We start from the raw sequence: 17,505 nt of genomic DNA, 5'->3' as shown, positions 1-17,505 counted from the left end.
GCAGCGCGCCGTCCAGCCGCCGGTCGTCGGCGAAGGACCCGGACTCGTGCCCTGGCCGGCCCGGCCCGTCGTCGTCCAGCGAGGCCTCCGCGAGGCGCTTGTGGCGGTCCGTGGTCACGAGCGGCCCCCCGGAGTCAGCGGGCGGTGGGAGCCCGCGCTCAGCCCACTGCGGATGATCGCCCCGCTGCGCCGCTCCTGCCCGGGCCGGGCGTAGTCGGCCGCGTCCCGCAGGGCGCGCTCGGCGTCGGACGCGCTCAGCAGCCCCGCGGCGACCAGCCCGCCCGCGGTGTACGCGGCACGGTTCAGCTTCTCTGAGAAAGCCGCTCCCTCGGGTACGGCGGCGCAGGCCGCCACCTCGGCCAGGACGGTGCTCAGGGCCCGCCCCACCACGGCACGGCCGCCACCGGCGGCCACGACGGCCTGCTGGGCCCGCGGCGGGACCGGGCGCGGCGCGGGAATGTGCGCGGGCGGCAGGTGCCCGGTGCGCTCCAGTTCCCTGGCCAGCCAGGCGGGCAGCTGTGCGGGCTCCCGGACCGCTCCGACCGGCTCGTACACGCCCGCGTCGGTCACCGTGCCCGGAGCGATGATGTAGCCGCCGTGCGCCCGCACATCGACCTGCCAGGCCAGTGCGCGGCCTGAACCGGACCCCGCGGAGCACTGCCAGCGGTGGCCCCGGTGGGCCCGGTACCAGACGTGCAGGCCGCCCGAGGGCGTGCGCACCCGCAGGGTCGAGCCGTCCTGCGCGGGGGACTGCTCGCCCCGCAGCGCGGCCAGCACGCCCAGCGTGTGGAAGCCGTTGGCCAGACCCGTCAGGTCGACGCTGTCGGCCACGGGGATGCCCGGCAGCAGTCTGTCCCGGTCCGGCAGCGGCTGCTCGTGCGCGTCGATGTCGATCACGATCAGGCCTGCGGGACCGCAGGAGATCCCGACACCGAGGCCGGGGTGCGCATCCCACCACTGTTCGATGCGGGCGAAGTCGAGGGTGGCCGCGTGGAACCCGTGGCACCAGCGTCCGGCCCGCAGGCAGGCGCAGTCCCGGTACGTGTGCCCGGCGGCCCGGCAGGCCTCGCAGTTGCCGGCCGGCGTCTTGCGGCCGGGTGCGAGCGGGTGCACGGGCCAGCCCTTGCTGGCGCACCAGCGCGCGGTCGCCAGCGCGAGCCCGGCGCGCCGAGCGGAGTCGGCGGGCGCGTCCCCGGACAGCGACCGAAGCCCGGAACCGGAGCTTCCGATCATGGGCCGCCCTGAGCCGCTGCGCGAATCCCGCAGCTCAGAAGCCATGCCCATCCCCTGTCAGCGACCCAAGCGACTCAACGACGGACATACCTTAGCGAAGGTCATCCGCTGAAGAGAGCATCTGGCGCCACAAGAACATCAAGGTTCACGCAGCGACTCAGCGACTGAACCCGCCCTCCCCCAGCGACTCAACCCCGTTCAGTCGCTCCTCAGTCGCTGCAAAAAAACCGCAGGTCAGACCGCATTTCGTAACCCCGACAGCGACTCAAGCGACTCAGCGACTGAATATATGACGCGCGCAGGCGCACGCGCACACACGTGCGTTGCGCTTCATATACCCGAACCTTCAGTCGCTTCAGTCGCTATTCACCCCCCATATCTCCTCTGACCTGGGCTTTCTCCAAGCGACCGAAAGCTACTCAAGCAACCTTCAGTCGCTTTTCTTCAGTCGCTGCCCCCGCCCCCGCCCCGCAGGACCGCCCGAACGGCCCCCTCCCCACAGCGACTGAAGCCGACGCGGCCTCCCCAACAGCGACTCAAGCGACTCCGCATCACACATGTAGCCCGCCCCGAGCGTTTGTACGAAAACCCGCAGACTCCGTCGCTTCGGTCGCTACCTCGGCCGCTCTCGCAGGTCAGAGCGGCCGGACCCTTCACGGCGCCGTACGCGCGCTCGGTATCCGGGCGGCCCGTCGGGGTTGGCTGTCGGCCGGGAGGGGTGACGGGACCGGCGAAGGGCTCGGCCGTGGACGCGGTCGAGGTGCAGATCCGTGAGCTGCTGCGGGAGACGCCAACGATGCCGGCGACGGTGATCGCGGAGCGGATCGGCTGGCAGCGTGCGATGACCATCCTCAAGGAACGGGTGCGCGAGCTGCGGCCCGCCAGCCTTCTGGCCTCCCGGCCTTGACGACCGCCCCCTGACGGCCCGAGGTTGCCGCACAGGAGCAGTCCCGCACCCAGCGCGGCGAAGAGCTCCGGGCCGATGGCGTGATCCAGCGGCACCCGGCTCCATCTCAGGCTTGTCAGATCCGCCAGGAGCGGATGCGGTCAGCCGCGCCGTACCCGTCGGCGCGGCCGGCGTCGATGTCCCGGGCGAGGTCGATCAGCGCGCCGTACGGCGGGTCGATTGCCTCGCCCGCGGCGTTCATGTACGACACGACGACCGCGGCGCCGTACAAGGCGTTGCGGGCCGGGAGGGGGCGCAGCCGGATCACGGCGTGCATGAGCGCGGCAGCGCGCCAGGCGTTGTCCACGGTGACGCCGACCTGCGGGGTGTTGACGCGGTGGCGGGCGACGGCGGCCACGAGGTTGGAGAAGTCGTGTACTGACGGGTGCTTGGGCAGGACCTCCGCCTGGCGCTCCAGGAGCCAGCGGATGTCGACGTGGAGCTCCACGTCAGGCCGCCCGCCCCGGAACCTCGGCAGCGTCCAGACGGGCGGGGGCATCGTCGGGGAACGCCGCGTCGAACGCATCCGCGTTGTCGGCGACGAACTGGCGGAAGACCTCCGCAGCCCCTTCGAGACGGGGGTCGCGGACCGCGTTGCGCGCGGCCTCGGTGATGAGCGCGGTCACCGTGGTGCCCTCGGCCTCAGCACGCTCCTGCAGCTGGGAGTGCAGGTCCTCGGGGACCCGGATCGTCACTGACTTCGACATACCCCGAACGTACAGCAGGCCGTACAGCACGGGTAAGGATTCAGCAGAACCGCGCCGCAGGAGGCTGCCCCTGCAGGACACGGCCCAGGGACCCCGTCCGCCCGGGGCGTCCGAGGTGACCGCGCTCGTGCGGGCCTTCGTCGATGCGGCGCTCGCCACGCAGGAGAGCCGGCTTTCTCCCGGGCTGCCACGGGCGCGGGGTGACCGGCGCGCGACGACGTCGTTGGGTACGGCGTCGCGCGCATGAACGCCCGCCCCCCGCGGATGCGCTGGCGAGCCCGGACCAACTGGTCCGGGCTCGCAGGCTGTTCGGGGTGCGGCTGCTACAGGTCGAACTCGAGGTGCTCGATGTCCGTGAGGCGGACCTCCTCGAGCTGGCCGGCGCGGCGGCCGTCGTCCTGGAAGTACACCTCCTTGAGCCCTTCGGCCGCGATCTCCCGTAGACGTTGCTCGGTGGCGCCCTGCTCCTGGGCCTCGAAGAGGCGGGCGGCGTACTGGGGCGGCAGTGCGACGGTCAGGTGCCGGAGCCGGTCCTCGTCAGTCGAGCCGATCGGCGCGGTGTAGCCGATCCGTGCGCGGGTGTCGAGGACGATGCCGCCGGTCGTCACCGCCCTCTGTCGTGCCTTGGCCCGGATCTGCGGCTGCCACCGCTTCTTCACTTCGGCCTCCAGGCGGGCGGCGAGGTCCGGTCGGGGCTTTTTGATCTGGTTCTTCACGTACCGCTCGACCGTGCGCTGCGAGATCCGCAGCATCTGGGCGACCGCCTTCGTGCCCTTGAGCTGCTTGACCAGGTACCGCATCTGCGCGGGCGCGGTCTTGGGTGCCGGGCGGGTGAACGCCTTCTGCACCGCGGCGTCCAGGCCGTCCCCGAACAGGCTCATCGTCGCCCTCTCCTACTCTCCGTTGTCGGCGTCGGTGACGGTGCCGTCCTTGATGTACCGGGCGAGGTTGAGTTCCGGCGCGTTGAACCGCTCGCGGACCTCTTCGCCCCACAGGACGCTCTGGGTGCCCTCCCACTTGACCAGGCCCGGGTTGATGCCGAGCTTGAAGCCGCCGGGCAGCGGCTTGCCGTCCCGGTAGGGCAGGAAGTCCAGCGGGCTGGTGCCGTCGACGGCGTACACGACGCAGTCGGACAGGATCGCCACCGGGTACTGCCCGGTGAACGCCGCATGCTTGACGATCTTGCGGTGGAAGTTGATCCGGGTGCGGGAGATGACCGCCGCGCGGATGTCCGGTCGCCAGGTCGGCCGGGACAGCGCCCGCCACGGCTGGCCCGGCCGCCATCCCTCGCCCCGGGGCCGCTCGCGCAGCTTGCCCAGACCGCCCTTGACCGTCGCCTTGATCGCGTCCACGACGATCGCCAGCTGCGGGTCGCGCCCGCGCCAGCCGTCCATCGCCACGAGGAAGTCGGCCGGCGCCATGTCGGCGTGCACGCCGAGGTCGGCCATCGTGGCGAGGAACGCGTCGCGCAGCCGGTTGTACCAGGCGTCCAGGTAGCGGCCGTTGTCGTAGCGCACGTATGCCTCGATCGGCGCGACGTCGTAGCCGAGCTCCACCGCATACGCCACCGTCGGCGTCGCGTACCAGGCCGGGCCCTCGGGCCGCTCGCCCTTCGGCGTGAACGGGCTGGGCAGCAGGCTCGCGTCCAGGTCCACCCACTTGTCCTTGGCGACCTGCACCCGGGACAGGTCGACGTGGGACAGGTCGACCAGCCAGCTCCCCGGGAGCTTCGGGTCGAACACCGGCGCCTTCACGTGCGTCGGCTCGCCCAGGCCGACGACCAGTCCGTTGGCGCCGGCCGCGAAGGCCATGTTGACGTCGATGCCGACCAGGTTGCGGCGCATGCATTCGGCGTCGGTGAGCGGGCGCGCCCAGTCGAAGGCCTCCTCGAACAGCTTCTCGCCGGGGCCGCGTACGTGGAAGCGCGGCAGGTCCTTGAGCAGCGGGTGCCCGTCGGGAGCCTCGCACGGCGCCGGGTCGACCGGATGCTCGCCCAGCGAGCCCGGCGTCTTGGTCTCCGACTTCCGGAAGGCGCCGGTGGCCTCGTCACGCACGGCGTGAGTCGGCGGGTGCAGCGCGGTCATCAGCTCCAGACCGGTCACGGCGGTGGAGCCGCGCGGCGTCATCACCCGGGACGCGTACACGCCCAGGACCCGGGCGAGGTCCGCCGGCGCCAGCTGCGCGGCCTGGCCCCAGTGGCGGGAGTCGAGCGCATGCCACGACGGGATGCACAGCTGCACGCAGGCCCGCTCCGAGCCCTGTGCCGGTCGGTAGATCCGCGCCCACGGACCGAACCCGCGCTTGGTCAGCTTCCACTCCGCGCGGACCAGCTGCTTGATGACCTTGTGGCCCTCCGGGAGCCGCCCGGCGAGCCGCTCCTCATCTGTGAGGGCGACGGGAAGGCCGTAGCGCTCCAGCGCGGCCTCGGTCAGGACGATCAGCGGGTCGCCGTCCTTGCCCGGCCCGGACAGCTTCGGCTGACCGAGCCGCGCCTCGCGCAGCGTCCAGTCCACCAGGGCCGGGATCGACTTGGCGGGCACGTCCAGGACCAGGCCGCCGACGCAGTACGCCAGCACCTGGCCGTCTTCGACGTCGACGACGGCGAGCGGGCCGTTCTCGAAGCGCGGGTCGGCTGCTCCGTCCACAGCGGTGCCGGCGGGGGCGGCCTTCTTCGCTCCGTGGCGCCCGGACGTCGACGCCCCCCTGGCGGTGCGCACCGGACGGGACGCGGCGGCCGGGGCGGGACCGGCGGCCATACGGGACGGGGTGTCGTCCACAGCGGCCGCGCCTTGGGTCGCCTGCCCTGTAGACAGAGTCTGTGCTTCCGCCGGGGTTGTCCGGCCGGTGAACGCCTCGGGCGCCGCCGTGTCCTGCACAGGCGCGGCGTAGGCGGGGTCGGCAGGGAACCGCTCCGCCCATCCGTTCAGGAGTCGTTGATAGGCCTGGCGGCGCGGGGCACGCGGCTCGGCACGGCCGGCTTCCCAGTTCTTCACCGTCTGCGTCGTCGTCTGCAGCACCTGTGCGAGCCGGGCCTGAGTGACCCCAGCCGCCTCCCGCAGCCGCGCCCGCTCGGCGGGCTCGGGCATCTCCGGCTCGCCGGCGAGCAGTGCTTCCACGGCAGCGAACAGCTCATCTTCCGTCGGCATGCTCCACCTCCATCACCGACCCTAACACAACTTACCCTTGGATTTGCGTTTGATTTATTCTTGGATTTACCCTTTGGGGTGTGATCAAGACGGGGGAGGGCTGGTGACCGAAGCGCTGTCGGAGCAGGAGCGCCGCGACGTGCTGGACGGGGTGATCCTGCCGGTTGCCGCTCGCCAGGCCGCGCCGCAGGAGCAGCCGGTCGTGGTGATCGTCGGAGGTGAGCCCGGCGCCGGGAAGACCCGGGTGAGTGACCTGATCGAGGCAGTGCTCAAGCAGCGCGGCGGGGCCGTACGGATCTGCCGCGACCTCTACAAGCCCGCCCACCACCACTACGCCGCGCTCCTTGCCACCGACGTCCGCACTGCCGGTGCGACGGCCGGGTCAGACACAAGCCGCTGGTCACCGGAGCGGCGATCCTGGGCTGCGCCACGGATGCCGACACCGAAAAGGTGACGTCGGCCTACGACTGGTCCACCGCTCAGCAGCGGTCCACGACCGGAGGCGACACCGGCACCACAGTGACGACGTACGACGACACCGGCCGGGCGGCCACCACCCGCACAGCCGGATCGTCCGGCTCGGACGCGGACACGCTGACGTACACCTACTACCGCCCCGACGCCACCGGCACCTGCAACTCCGTGGAATGGGCCGGCCTGCTGTGCAAGACCGCGCCCGCTGCCGCCATCACCGGCGGCGGCAGCAACCCCTCTTGGTGCGGCGCAGCATGGCTGCGCTCTGGACGCGTTCGGCCTCGGTCAGCCAGCTCCGGGAGGGTGAAGGGCCGTTGACGAGTGCGGCGATGTAGTCGGATCCGCCGGCCTTCTCGAGGTGGCCTTCCTGGGTGAGGTGGGCGGTCACCGTGAGGGGGTCTGTGGCCTGGTTGCGTCCGTACAGGTCGAAACAGGTCGACCTGCTGGCGCAGAGTCGGGGTGCCCCAGACCCGGACGACGTTGTGGTCGGTGAACGCGTACACCAGCCGGTACGCGGACATCGGGTTCGGGCCCTGACGCAGCTGTGCGAGAAACTCTTCGGCTTCCTGCCCGCTGCGCCGCGGGGTTCCGCACACCTGCCACGCCTGGCCGTTCCACATCTTCGGGATCCAGCGCTTGTGCGGCTGGGGCTGGCCGGCACGCAAGCGGTGGCGGGACAAGGGAGTCGTCCAGGCCGCGCTGGGAGGGAACACTCACGTCCGATCAGCCTCCGATACGTGAAAGCCCACCACCACCCGGTGGGCGACAGCGCTCAGCGCCAACAGCCACGCTAGCGGCATGAACTGACATCCCGTCAGCCGGCCCGCCGGGGCGCCCGGCCTGCGGCCATGCGGGCGCGCACCGCCTTCAGCTGTCCGAGCTTGTGGTGCAGCAGGTACTGGGCTGTGCGGCGGCGGGCGTCCTCGGCTGCGCCCTGGGCGGCCTCGTGTCCGTCCGGGCGACGGCGCAGCGTCGTGTCGTAGACCGCATCCGCCTCCGTCTCGGCCTCCTCGCTGACCAGCAACCGACGGTGGCCGCTGGCCAGGCGCTCGTCCCGGATCCGTTCGGCCACTTCCCGTGCAGTGAAGGCCTCCACCCCGTCGTTGCCGCCGCTGCGACGGCACATGTCGGCAACGAGCGCCCGGGTGTCGGCCGTGCACTGCTTGGTCAGCGCTGCGACCTGGTCCGCATCATCCAGGTCCGCCCGGACTGCGACGGCCAGGTCGACTGCTTCCCGCACCAGAGCGTCCGTACGCTGCCGGTAGGTGCACTCCGGGCACAGGCCGGCGGCGCCGGGCAGCCCGCACTCGGTACAGGCCGCCGACCTGCGTGCCAGCTCAGCGGCCTCCTCCGCCTGACGGCGCCGGTCCGCGGCAGCCCGCCGCACCTCGACCTCGGCAGCGGCACGCGCATGCCGGGCCTCGGTTCGGGCCGCCTCGAGCATCGTGTGCTCGCGCAGCTGTTCTTCGTAAACGACCCGACGGCGGGCCCCATCCGCGTCAGCGAGCTGGGCGTCGACCACCGTGCGCAGCCGGGCGCGCTGAGCGCGCCGGTCGGCGACCACGCCGGCGCAGGACGGGCAGTCGCCTCGGGTGTCGAGGCGGATCCCGTCGTCGCAGCGCAGGTCCGTACAGGCCTGCCGCTGCACCAGGCCCCGACCCAGCAGCCAGCCCATGGGATCCCGCACCAAAGCCTCACCGCCGACCTCGTCCAAGCGGTCGGTGAGCCGGTCGGCCAGCAGCCGCGGCGCAACGCGCTCATCAGCGATCCCCGACAGGACCTGCAGCGCCTGCACCGCCGCTCGACGGACCACAGCCTGCTGACCTCGGTCCAACCGTTGCCACAGGTACGCCGCCGGCGCCAGAGCCACCCGCAGACGACGATCCGGCAGGTCGGCCACCTCCCGCCCCTGCTGGCGTCCATGACCGCCGACCACGACCGTCAGCTGAGAACGGCCAGCAGCACGAGCTGCCGTGTGACTTTCACTGACCTGGGACATCAACGGCTGTTCCCCGCGAAGCGGGCCGTCCTCGCGCACGCACGCGCGGTCCGGCAGACCAGGGTTCCCACCACGGCCTTCGCCGGAAAAACCACCAGAGAGCTGCGGAGGGAGGACAGGAGTGACCACAGAAGCGTGGGAGGCGTGGAGCTCTGCACCATCGGGACGCTCTCGGTCTTCCGCCGGGGCGGCACCCTCAGACCCCGAATCCCCAGATGCGCCAAGGGGACCAGCAGCAGCGGCCGGAGCATGATCTCCGACTGCACCATCGGGACGCTGCGAAAACACCGCCTTCGTGCCCTGAGCAGCCTCCACCGGGGCCAGGACCCGGCCGTAGGCGCGGGCCACTGGCAGCAGCATGACCCTGCCCCGGCCGTTCATCCGCGTCGCTGTCGCCTTGCGCTGCCGCGCCACGACACCGGCCTCCGCCAGCCTGGCCAGGACCTTCCGCGCCCCGGACGCCGAGCAGCCCAGCAGCCGCGCCAGGGTCGCCGCCCCACGCCCGTCACGGGCCTTCACCGAGCCGCCGCACAGCTGCAGCCAGCCCGACGACCGCGTGTTCAGCACCATCAGCAGCAGCCCGAGCCGGTCGGTCGCCGCGCCCTTGCCCGTACGGCCGGCCAGCAGCCCGGCCGGGATCGGCTCCTTGCCCTTCGGCGTCCAGCCTGGCCCGAATAGCGCCTCGATCAGGCGCAGCAGCGTCGCCAGCTCCGCCTTCGACAGGGCCAGCGGGTCGGCCGCTCCCCCGTTTTTGCGGGCGGTCCACAGCGGCATGACCAGGCAGTCCAGCCCGGTCGGGTGCCCCTTCGCGTCGGTCACCACCCTCGTGCGCAGCGCACCCGAGCCGCGCAGCGCGGGCAGCACCCGGTGGTGGACCGTCGTCTCCTTCACACCCAGCCACCGGCCCAGCTCCGCGCCCCAGATCGATGACTGGTTGTCGTCCACGCGGCCCCGCGGCGCCCGCGACTTCGCGTACAGCACCACGGCCGCCAGCCGCGGTGCGTCCTTCAACCCCGCCAACGACGGGTCCGCCAGCAATGCCCGGACTGCGGCCAGCAGTCGCAGCCGCATCCCTCGACCCAACCGCAGCGCGTCGTCCAAACCCTCGCCCTCAGGCTGCCCCCACGCCGGCACCGAGCGCAGAACATCCCGCCGATGGAGAGGCGTCGGAGCGCCGACCGCGTCATCGTCGACTGCAGGACGCGGGGCAGGGAGCAGTGCGGTGGTCGGTGCCGCGAAAGAGCTCACCGCGCACCCCCGGAGGCTCCGAGCCGGACACGGGCTCGGAGCCTAGGTGCAGCGGGAAACGAGCACAGCTCCCAGTGAACAACAGGGCATACGTGGCGAATCGGGCTGTGAAATCCCGCAAGATGGGACTTCGCAGACGTGCAGATGGGGGTGAAACGGGCATATCTGGGCTGGCGAAAGCCCAAGTAGTCATGCAAAATAGCAGCGCTCCTCTCCTTGCGAGTGGTGCTTCGCGTTCGCGTTGGAATCGAACGAGATGTTGAACCGCTTGGCCGGGTGCGAACCGGTCGGGCGATCCCTTCGGAGGGCCTGCGAAACCCTCCGGCAGCAGATGGGGCACCAGCCGAGGTGACTGCGAATCACCTGGGAGCTGGTCCCCGGGCGGCCAGGCCGCCCCTCGATCTACGTCATGCCGCTCCCCTCAACCGAGGGGCAGACGGCTGCGCGCAGCACAAACGCCCCGTCGAAGGGCCAGCTCGCGCTGAAGCGCTGCTGGCACCACGGCGGGGCGCTGTGTGTCTGGGGCAGAGTACGGGTACCCTGATGCATGTCGATCACCTTGGACTCGCTGAAAAGTAAGGGGTGGTCGGCAGGCCGAGGACCCCCGTTACAAGGTCCAGTGGCCCGCCCCCTCGACTTGCTGAAGGTCGCGGGGGCCATTTTCTTTTGATCAAGCTCGGAGACACGATACTCCCATCCGGCGATCGATGAGATCCCGGTGACCACGTGTCGCATAGGCGTTCTGACGGCGTTTCAGTAGTGCCTCGATTATCGGCTACGCGAGAAGACGAACGACCCTGCCGCCACCGTCGTCGTCCCGGACAGCCCACTGCCGTCGCCCCGAAGGCAGCCAGGACTTCAGCTGGACCCCGTCGAGCGTCGCCACGATCCTGCCGGCGGACAGTTCCTCGACCGCGCGGACGTTGCGTCGCGGGTCCCAGCTCGTACTCAGACCGGAGACCGTTTGGCGGGCATCCTCTCGACGGTCGGTTCGCGGGGCCGCTACCCGTGGTCCGGCCAGGTCATATCCCGTTATCGACCGGGGAGGTACGACCCTCCAGTCGGGCCGATGCACCACCGCGACGTGCCCTTCGCTCCACGCGTCTTTGTCCTGCCAGTCGTCAGGCGGTGCCATCAGCACGCGCAGTTCCTGTTCGTTGAGCCATTGCCACTGCTAGCAGGCCGCGACCTTCGTCATCGACGGCGAGGCGACGGGCCAGCGATGACGGCCTGGACGTGCTTGCAGCGCTTGGCTCTTCGTCGGTTTGGCAGTCAGCCGGATCGAGCAGCTGATGTCCTGGCCTCCACCCGCGTCGAGCGATCCCAGGCGCTGCTGTTTGTAGGAACCGCCGCCAAGGCAGCAGATCCAGTAGGAGTGGACCGTCGATGGCCCTTCCCCCGCCGCCAGCAGCTCTCGGCTATTACGCCGTAATAGCCGACGCGGCCCACTCCCCCGCCCGATCAGGACAACGCGGTCCCGGCCCTGAGGGGTTATTACGGCGTAATAGGTCAGGGCCTCTTCGTGCTCGCCTCCGAACTGACGCAAACCTCGTCTCCACCCCACGAAGGTGTGCCTGGCATGGCAGGCACTTGGGAGCCTCTGCCCCTGGAACCAAGGCGCGGTCGACCGCGTGCACGATCTAGTGTCTCGGCATGCGGCGTACAGATATCACTCGGGATGACGGCACCTGGACGGGCTTGTCCCTGGAGGTGCAGGCACGCCGTCAACCAGATCTGTGCCTGTTCAGCGCCGAGCGGCGGCTGCTTCTTGCTCAGCAGTCGCGGCCTGTTCTCCTTGCCGCTGTCGACGAGGACCGCTGCGGAGTGGAGTTCTGGCGCACTGACACCTACCGCTCTCCCATCCCTCCGTTGCGTGCCGGGACCGGGCGGGCTTTGGCCGGCGACCTGGATCGCTGGGCGTACCGCTTCGTACAGCATCTGCTCGATTCACCAGGCAGTCCTCTGCACGACGGCCGGTGGCTGCTCTCGTGCGAGAGCCCGCTCCTGCGCTGGAACCACGGCCGCCGGCCGCAGGCCGAGTATTGGAGCTCGATGCTCATCGAGGGCCATCCGGACGGATACATCGACTGGTTCATGCATGCCGGCTCGTGGGAGATCCTCCCGTTGCGGCCGATGCCCGATGCGGGCGGCAGCCGGGTCAAGGCGTACCGCAAGCAGGCTCGCGACGGAACGCTCCCGCCCGTCCTGTTGTGGTGGGTCAGCGGCTTGGACTGCCATCTGATTCTGGACGGTCACGCGCGGCTCGCCGCAGCGATCGCGGAGTCGACCTCGCCCTCCCTGCTGAGTCTGCACCGCACTGCACCGAGCGACGAGGTGGTCGCAGGCACCGAGCGGGCGGTGCACTTCTACGAGGCCGAACTGGCCCGCTTCGCTGGACTCCGCACCGTCCATGGCACCGCTGTCCCAGATGGTGCCGCCACCGCGGGCCCCTCCCTTGCCGGCCGTCTCCAGGAGCTGGACACGGCGCAACGGCCCACCTGGGCCTGGCCGCTGCCAGGCGGAGAAGCCGAGTGGCGCCGTGTCGCACGTGAGGTGACTGCCGACCAGTGGGTCACAGACGCGGAATCATCAGCTTGACCGCGGCCCGGGTGGTCAGACGGTTGAGGTGCTCTTGACCCAGATCACGAGCTTGCCAGCGAAAGTGCGGTCGGCTCAGACCATGCTGATCTAGGAGTGGAGGAGCCGGCGGCGCAGGCGGACCTCCTTGAACCAGCGATCGAATGAGGTTGCACGGCTTTGTCGTGCGCTTGCCCAGATCCCGTTACCGAGAACAGCAGACGCTCGGATCGTGCTGGCCCGCCAAGGCAACCGCGTTGGCCTCTCTTGGGCTCTGGCGACCAAGCCGTGCTTGCCAACGGGTGAGGACGCGCTAACCACTACAGCATTGGGATGACGGCTACTTCGATGCCACCGGGTCCGGCTATTACGGCGTAATAGGCCATGGATGCCGTCTCCTGGCCTTCCAACACCCCACGACGAGCCAGAAACTAACGTGTCGGTGCTTCAATAGATCTTGAACGTTAGTAAGGTGTCCCCATGAGTTCGCCAGCCACCTCCAGCGACCGCGAGAAGGTCGTCTCCAAACTGCCGGGATGGCTCCGGCAGAACCTCAAAATCAGAGCCGCCCAGCGCGGCGTGGAGATCCAGGCAGCCGTCGAGCAGGGCATCAGGGACTGGTGCAGCCTTGCCTCCACCCCTGCATCCATCGACACCTCAGGCGCCGACTCCTTCTCCACCTTCCTGCCTCCCGGCCAGTGGGATGAGTTCCGCCAAGTCGCCACGGACCGCCGCGTCTCCCTGATCCAGGGCCTGGCCCAGGCCGTCCAGCTGTGGCTCGACTCCAACCCCGCACCAGACGTCGCACGGCCTGAGGTCACCCGCCGCATCGTCGTCTGCAACCAGAAGGGTGGCGTCGGCAAGACCGCGATCACCGCTGGCCTCGGTGAGGCACTCGCCGAAGACCCCAACAGGCTGCACGCCGTACAGGTAGCCAAGGCTCTCGCCAAAGCCCTCCGCGAGAGCGACACCCACCCCGACGAACAGCCGGCCACTGACCCGCTCGACATTGAGAACTTGCCCGGTCTCGGACTGCGGGTTCTCCTCGTCGACTTCGACCCGCAGTGCCACCTCACCAACCAGCTCGGGGCCGCACCGCTTCCGATGAACGGCGACAGCCTCACCAACCACATGGCAGGCGACCCCAAGGGCGACCTGCGTGACCTCATCGTCTCCGTCGACGACGATGCCTTCGGCGGCCGACTCCACCTTCTGCCCGCCTGCAACGACGCCTTCCTCCTCGACGTACGCCTGTCCGCTGTGCGTGCACGGGAAGCCGCCCTGGAGCGCGCGCTCGCCCCGCTCGAAGTCGACTACGACGTGATCCTCGTCGACTGCCCGCCCAGCCTCGGCCTCAGCATGGACGCCGCCGCCTACTACGGTCGCCGCCGCGACGGCGAGAAGCCAGGCCAGTCCGGCGCTCTGATCGTCGTGCAGGCCGAAGACAGCTCCGCCGACGCCTACGAGCTGCTTACCACGCAGATCGACGACCTGCGTGGCGACCTTCAGGTCGACATCGACTACCTCGGCATTGTCGTCAACCTCTACGACTCCCGCCGGGGCTTCATCGCCACCTCCTCACTGCAGGGGTGGGTCGACATAAAGGATCCACGAGTCGTCGGCCTCATCGGCGACCTCAAGGAACAGAAGGAAGCAGTCAGGATGAAGCAGCCCCTGCTGTCCTACGCGCCCAAATCACAGCAGGCGATCGGCATGCGAGCACTGGCCAGGGAGATCGCATGAGCAAGGCCGACCAGCTGGGCGCCGGCCGTTTCGGCGGGACGCGCCCCGTCAGCGCGCGCCGCCAAGCCGTCGCCGCCGCCACTGGAGTTCCCACCGACGGCGTCGCCCCGCCCACCGAGCTCCCCCCGCACCGCATCAGCCTCAACCCTGACAACCCCCGCTCCAGCCTCGGCGACCTCACCGACCTTGCAGGGAGCCTCAAGACGCATGGCCAGAAGCAGGCCATCACGGTCATGAACCGTGACGCCTACCTCAAAGCCAACCCCGAGCGCGAAGCCGACCTGGAACCCGACACCGCCCATGTCGTCATCGACGGCAGCAGCCGCCTCGCTGCCGCCCGCGAAGCAGGTATCGCCACCGTCAAGGTCATGGTCAGCGACGACCAGGGCACCAACTCTGAGGAACTCCTCGAATCCGCTCTCGTCGCCAACATCCACCGCCAAGACCTCGAGGAGTTCGACGAGGCTCGGGCCCTTCAGCGGCTCCTGGCCATCTACGGCAGCCAGACCGCGCTCGCCAAGCGCCTCCACCGCTCCCAGGGCTGGGTTTCACAACGCCTAGCCCTGCTCAATCTCACGCCCGAACTCCAGGCTCGGGTCGGGGAAGAGCCCATTGAACTGCTGCGTGCTGTCGGCAACAAGCCGGCCGAAGAGCAGGAGGCCGCTCTCGAGGAACTCAAGCGGGAACGGGCCCGCAAGGAGACGGAGAAGCAAGAACGCGCTCGGCAGAGGACAAAGAGGAGCGCCTCGGCAGCCAAGGAGGGGGAGTCCGACAACTATTACGGCGTAATAGGGGGCGGCGAGTCGAGCAGCTCTGCCTCAAGCGCTCAGGCCGAGCAGACCGCTGATGGTCGAGCCCGCCAGCAGGCGGTGCCAGAGCCACGGACTGACTCGTCCGCACCGACGACCGACGAGAGCGCTGCTGGCAGGGAGCGGCAGGTCCGTGTGCTGCCATACGACAACCCCGGCTCCCTCACGATGCTCCTGGACACGAAGATCGAATCCAATGACATCTTCTTCGACCTGCTTCGGTTCCTGAGCATGAAGGGGCTGGAACGGGATCCGGCCAGGCTTGGTGAGCTGGCGCGATCGCTTGCTGAGCAAGCCGCTGCTCGGGCCGGCTGACCCGCACGACCTCCGAGGAAGGGGCCAGCGCTATGTGTCGGCGCCGGCCCCTTGAGGTTCCATGAGAACAAGACAGCGGTGGGAACGAGCGGGGCTGAGAAGCCTGACAGCTATTACGCCGTAATACCGGAAGCCGAGTCATGCGGACCGCGCCCAAGCGCCAAGCCCAACTCCCTTGCCGCCGATCTCCCCGAGCACGCCCCCGCTGCCCATCGATGGCGGGCCGCCGTCGACGAACCCGGCGGGATCCCTCACCTCCTACGCCACCGAGGTCGCGCTCCCGGTGAAGGGCACCTGGAAGAACCCCGCGATCGGCAGCGCCCGCGCCGACGTCGTTTTCACTGCGCCGGAGGCCGGGGTGCTGCTGCTGGAGAAGGACACCGACGGCATCGAGAAGCCGATGTGGCGCACCCGCTGGTCCGCACCCCGTCCGAGGAGTACGAGCGGGTGCACCCGCCGGTCCTGCTCGACTTCCACCAGGCCGGCAAGCGTTCCGCCAAGAGCGAGATGGAGAAGGTCGCCGATCTCGCCCGCCACCACTGGCAGGGGCGGTGGCATCCCGAGGGTGACTACCACTCCTACGACCGCTGCATCCCGATCGTGGCGACCACGCTGGACCTGCTGCGCGAACACGGCCCGGCCGGGCCCGCCTTCTGGCGCTTCGGCCGTGACCACCGCGGGAAGAGCAGCGGCGCCGTGAGACACGGCGGCCGGTGTGCAAGGACTGCAGTCGCACCCGCACCTGTGCGAGGACTGCCAGAGCCGGGCCGTCGCAGCACAGCAGCAAGCCGAAGCCGACGAACGCGAGCGCCAGGAGGCGGAGGAACAGGCCGCCGGGCAGAAGGCCGGCGGCTGGCTTTCCCGCTTCCGCACCTGACCCGGGCAAGCCGCGGCGACCGATGACGCGGGCAGGCCCAAGGCGGCTGGCAAGCCCGCGTTGTCGGTGGCGGCTGCAAGGCTGACTGGATGGCTGGCTCGATGCGATCGCCCGCGCCTACTGAGCGGCAGCGCAGGCCTGGCGGCCAGGAGCCCGGATCAGGCGGCCGGTCCGGCCTGTTCGCCGCGCAGTAGGTCGCAGCGGACATCCGCGAGGGCGATGCCGGGGATTGCGCCGACGAGTCCTCATGACAGCGTCCGGTGTGCGGACAACGGCGTGGGGACAGTGCCAGGGGGCCGGCTGCGCCGCGTCCTGAACCCGCAAGAGCCCCACGAACATGGGCCGTTACCCTCCTGGCACTCCAGCAGTAACCGTCCGGATCTAGCCGTTGTTCTCACGAGAGAGCCAACGATGTGATCATTGCATGAAGAAGATCGCATTAGGCGCAGCAGCTCTCATAGCCGTGGCCTCTCTGTCGGCGGGGTCTGCCGCCGCCGTGGCCCCCATGCCCGCACAGCCGCACCATGGGACAAGCGCATCAGGTGCGAGGCCAAGGACCCCGTTCAGTGCTCACGCAAGACCAAGGACCAGGACTACGACGCCGGCAGGGGGCAGACCATCGGCGTCATCAACGCGTTCTGCAAGAACCAGCCGGGGAACAAGTGCCCGGCCTGGGCGAAGCTGTGACAGCTCCAGGACAGGACCACCACCAAGGGGTCTTCGAGCGTCTGCCCGGGATCGTCCGCGCCCTGGTCGCCGATCACACGCCGGACCTCCCCGCCTTCAAGGGGCTGGTGATCACTGGCAGCGACCGCATGCGGCTGTACCTGACAGCACCCGACGGAAGCCTCACCTACGGCGCCGACGTGATCATCAGCCACACCGGCCCCGGCCTGCTCGCCGGAATCACATCCGGCTACCTCGACAACGAGCATGACCAGAAGCCGACCGACGATCCCCTGTGCGATGTGGTCGTAGACCTGACCAGCTACTGAACGGCCACCAGGGCGGGCGCACCCGGAAGGGTGGTGTGGGTGGACGACCTGGCTGGTCTGTTGGGCGGGCTCAGGGCTGTGATGTGTTTTTGTTCGAGTCGGTGTTCGGTCCTGTCTGGTTGGTCCGTGTCGGGGACTGAGGCCGGTTTTTCGTCTTCACTTTGGTGTGTGGCACTGGTTGCGTCGTTCCCGGTGGCGGCGGTCCGGTTCCGCTGGGCCCTGGTGGTCTGGTTGTTGCCTGTGGCTCTGGGCTGTGCACCGTCACCGGCATTCCCGGTCTGCCGTCGCAGGGCACCGTCGGTACCGGCCGTCGTACGCGCCGCGTGGGTGGGGTGGGTGGGGTGGGTGGGGTGGGGGTCAGCGTTTCTGTGTTTCTGGGTGTGGGCGCCTGGGGCGTTGCGTATTCCGGTACTGACGTGGCCGGGGCATGGCGTCG

Annotated in this window: 15 protein-coding genes and 1 pseudogene; 8 read left to right on the top strand and 8 right to left on the bottom strand. The window is 69.7% G+C overall.

What is annotated here, in order from left to right:
* Positions 1-114 precede the first annotated feature (114 nt).
* Entirely contained in the window at positions 115-1,113 is a 999-nt protein-coding gene (locus ACFYZZ_RS43610; RefSeq protein ID WP_389189369.1) for a bifunctional DNA primase/polymerase, read from the bottom strand.
* Positions 1,114-1,969: 856 nt separating this feature from the next.
* On the opposite strand from ACFYZZ_RS43610, the pseudogene ACFYZZ_RS43605 reads away from it, so the two are divergent.
* Positions 1,970-2,122 (top strand): annotated as a pseudogene (locus ACFYZZ_RS43605) (IS21 family transposase); the annotation flags it as partial.
* Between the two features lie 133 nt (positions 2,123-2,255).
* Here ACFYZZ_RS43605 and ACFYZZ_RS43600 read toward each other — a convergent pair.
* The 4 genes from ACFYZZ_RS43600 to tap form a co-directional block, all read right to left on the bottom strand.
* A complete protein-coding gene (locus ACFYZZ_RS43600) occupies positions 2,256-2,678 on the bottom strand; it encodes a toxin Doc (RefSeq protein WP_389189137.1) in 423 nt (140 codons plus the stop codon).
* On the bottom strand, positions 2,629-2,886 hold the full coding sequence (locus ACFYZZ_RS43595; RefSeq protein WP_389189134.1) for a YlcI/YnfO family protein: 258 nt from the start codon (positions 2,884-2,886) through the stop codon (positions 2,629-2,631). The genes ACFYZZ_RS43600 and ACFYZZ_RS43595 overlap by 50 nt, the downstream gene beginning before the upstream one ends.
* Before the next feature lie 323 nt (positions 2,887-3,209).
* A complete protein-coding gene (tpg, locus tag ACFYZZ_RS43590; protein ID WP_389189131.1) occupies positions 3,210-3,767 on the bottom strand; it encodes a telomere-protecting terminal protein Tpg in 558 nt (185 codons plus the stop codon).
* Between the two features lie 12 nt (positions 3,768-3,779).
* Positions 3,780-6,032, bottom strand: coding sequence for a telomere-associated protein Tap (gene tap / locus ACFYZZ_RS43585; protein WP_389189128.1), 2,253 nt, complete (start codon positions 6,030-6,032; stop codon positions 3,780-3,782).
* A 103-nt stretch (positions 6,033-6,135) separates the two neighbouring features.
* Between tap and ACFYZZ_RS43580 the strand changes: the two genes are divergently transcribed.
* Both ACFYZZ_RS43580 and ACFYZZ_RS43575 read left to right on the top strand, forming a co-directional pair.
* Complete coding sequence (locus tag ACFYZZ_RS43580) at positions 6,136-6,486, top strand: zeta toxin family protein (RefSeq protein ID WP_389189125.1); 351 nt, start codon at positions 6,136-6,138, stop codon at positions 6,484-6,486.
* Complete coding sequence (locus ACFYZZ_RS43575) at positions 6,483-6,824, top strand: hypothetical protein (protein ID WP_389189381.1); 342 nt, start codon at positions 6,483-6,485, stop codon at positions 6,822-6,824. The genes ACFYZZ_RS43580 and ACFYZZ_RS43575 overlap by 4 nt, the downstream gene beginning before the upstream one ends.
* On the opposite strand, the gene ACFYZZ_RS43570 is transcribed toward ACFYZZ_RS43575, so the two are convergent.
* Both ACFYZZ_RS43570 and ACFYZZ_RS43565 read right to left on the bottom strand, forming a co-directional pair.
* The gene (locus ACFYZZ_RS43570; RefSeq protein ID WP_389189122.1) at positions 6,721-7,167 is read right to left on the bottom strand and encodes a DnaB-like helicase N-terminal domain-containing protein; all 447 of its coding nucleotides are present in this window, start codon (positions 7,165-7,167) and stop codon (positions 6,721-6,723) included. The genes ACFYZZ_RS43575 and ACFYZZ_RS43570 overlap by 104 nt on opposite strands.
* A 153-nt stretch (positions 7,168-7,320) precedes the next feature.
* Positions 7,321-9,576, bottom strand: a complete 2,256-nt coding sequence (locus ACFYZZ_RS43565; protein WP_389189119.1) for a hypothetical protein — start codon at positions 9,574-9,576, stop codon at positions 7,321-7,323.
* Between the two features lie 1,830 nt (positions 9,577-11,406).
* On the opposite strand from ACFYZZ_RS43565, the gene ACFYZZ_RS43560 reads away from it, so the two are divergent.
* From ACFYZZ_RS43560 to ACFYZZ_RS43550, 3 genes are all read left to right on the top strand, one after another.
* Positions 11,407-12,351, top strand: a complete 945-nt coding sequence (locus tag ACFYZZ_RS43560; RefSeq protein WP_389189116.1) for a hypothetical protein — start codon at positions 11,407-11,409, stop codon at positions 12,349-12,351.
* A 459-nt stretch (positions 12,352-12,810) separates the two neighbouring features.
* On the top strand, positions 12,811-14,073 hold the full coding sequence (locus tag ACFYZZ_RS43555; RefSeq protein ID WP_389189114.1) for an AAA family ATPase: 1,263 nt from the start codon (positions 12,811-12,813) through the stop codon (positions 14,071-14,073).
* Positions 14,070-15,197, top strand: coding sequence for a ParB/RepB/Spo0J family partition protein (locus ACFYZZ_RS43550; protein ID WP_389189111.1), 1,128 nt, complete (start codon positions 14,070-14,072; stop codon positions 15,195-15,197). Before ACFYZZ_RS43555 ends, ACFYZZ_RS43550 begins: the two co-directional genes overlap by 4 nt.
* A 258-nt stretch (positions 15,198-15,455) precedes the next feature.
* On the opposite strand, the gene ACFYZZ_RS43545 is transcribed toward ACFYZZ_RS43550, so the two are convergent.
* Positions 15,456-15,734: a hypothetical protein gene (locus tag ACFYZZ_RS43545; RefSeq protein ID WP_389189108.1), complete on the bottom strand. Its 279-nt coding sequence runs from the start codon at positions 15,732-15,734 to the stop codon at positions 15,456-15,458.
* A 178-nt stretch (positions 15,735-15,912) separates the two neighbouring features.
* On the opposite strand from ACFYZZ_RS43545, the gene ACFYZZ_RS43540 reads away from it, so the two are divergent.
* Positions 15,913-16,074 (top strand): hypothetical protein, encoded by a 162-nt coding sequence (locus ACFYZZ_RS43540; RefSeq protein ID WP_389189105.1) that lies wholly within the window; start codon positions 15,913-15,915, stop codon positions 16,072-16,074.
* Positions 16,075-16,757: 683 nt separating this feature from the next.
* The gene (locus ACFYZZ_RS43535; RefSeq protein WP_389189102.1) at positions 16,758-17,069 is read left to right on the top strand and encodes a hypothetical protein; all 312 of its coding nucleotides are present in this window, start codon (positions 16,758-16,760) and stop codon (positions 17,067-17,069) included.
* Positions 17,070-17,505 lie beyond the last annotated feature (436 nt).

Origin of the sequence: Streptomyces sp. NPDC001816 (assembly GCF_042892235.1) — a bacterium.
Classification (GTDB): domain Bacteria; phylum Actinomycetota; class Actinomycetes; order Streptomycetales; family Streptomycetaceae; genus Streptomyces.
Note: the sequence above shows the minus strand (reverse complement) of the source record. Positions and strands in the feature narration are given on the sequence as shown.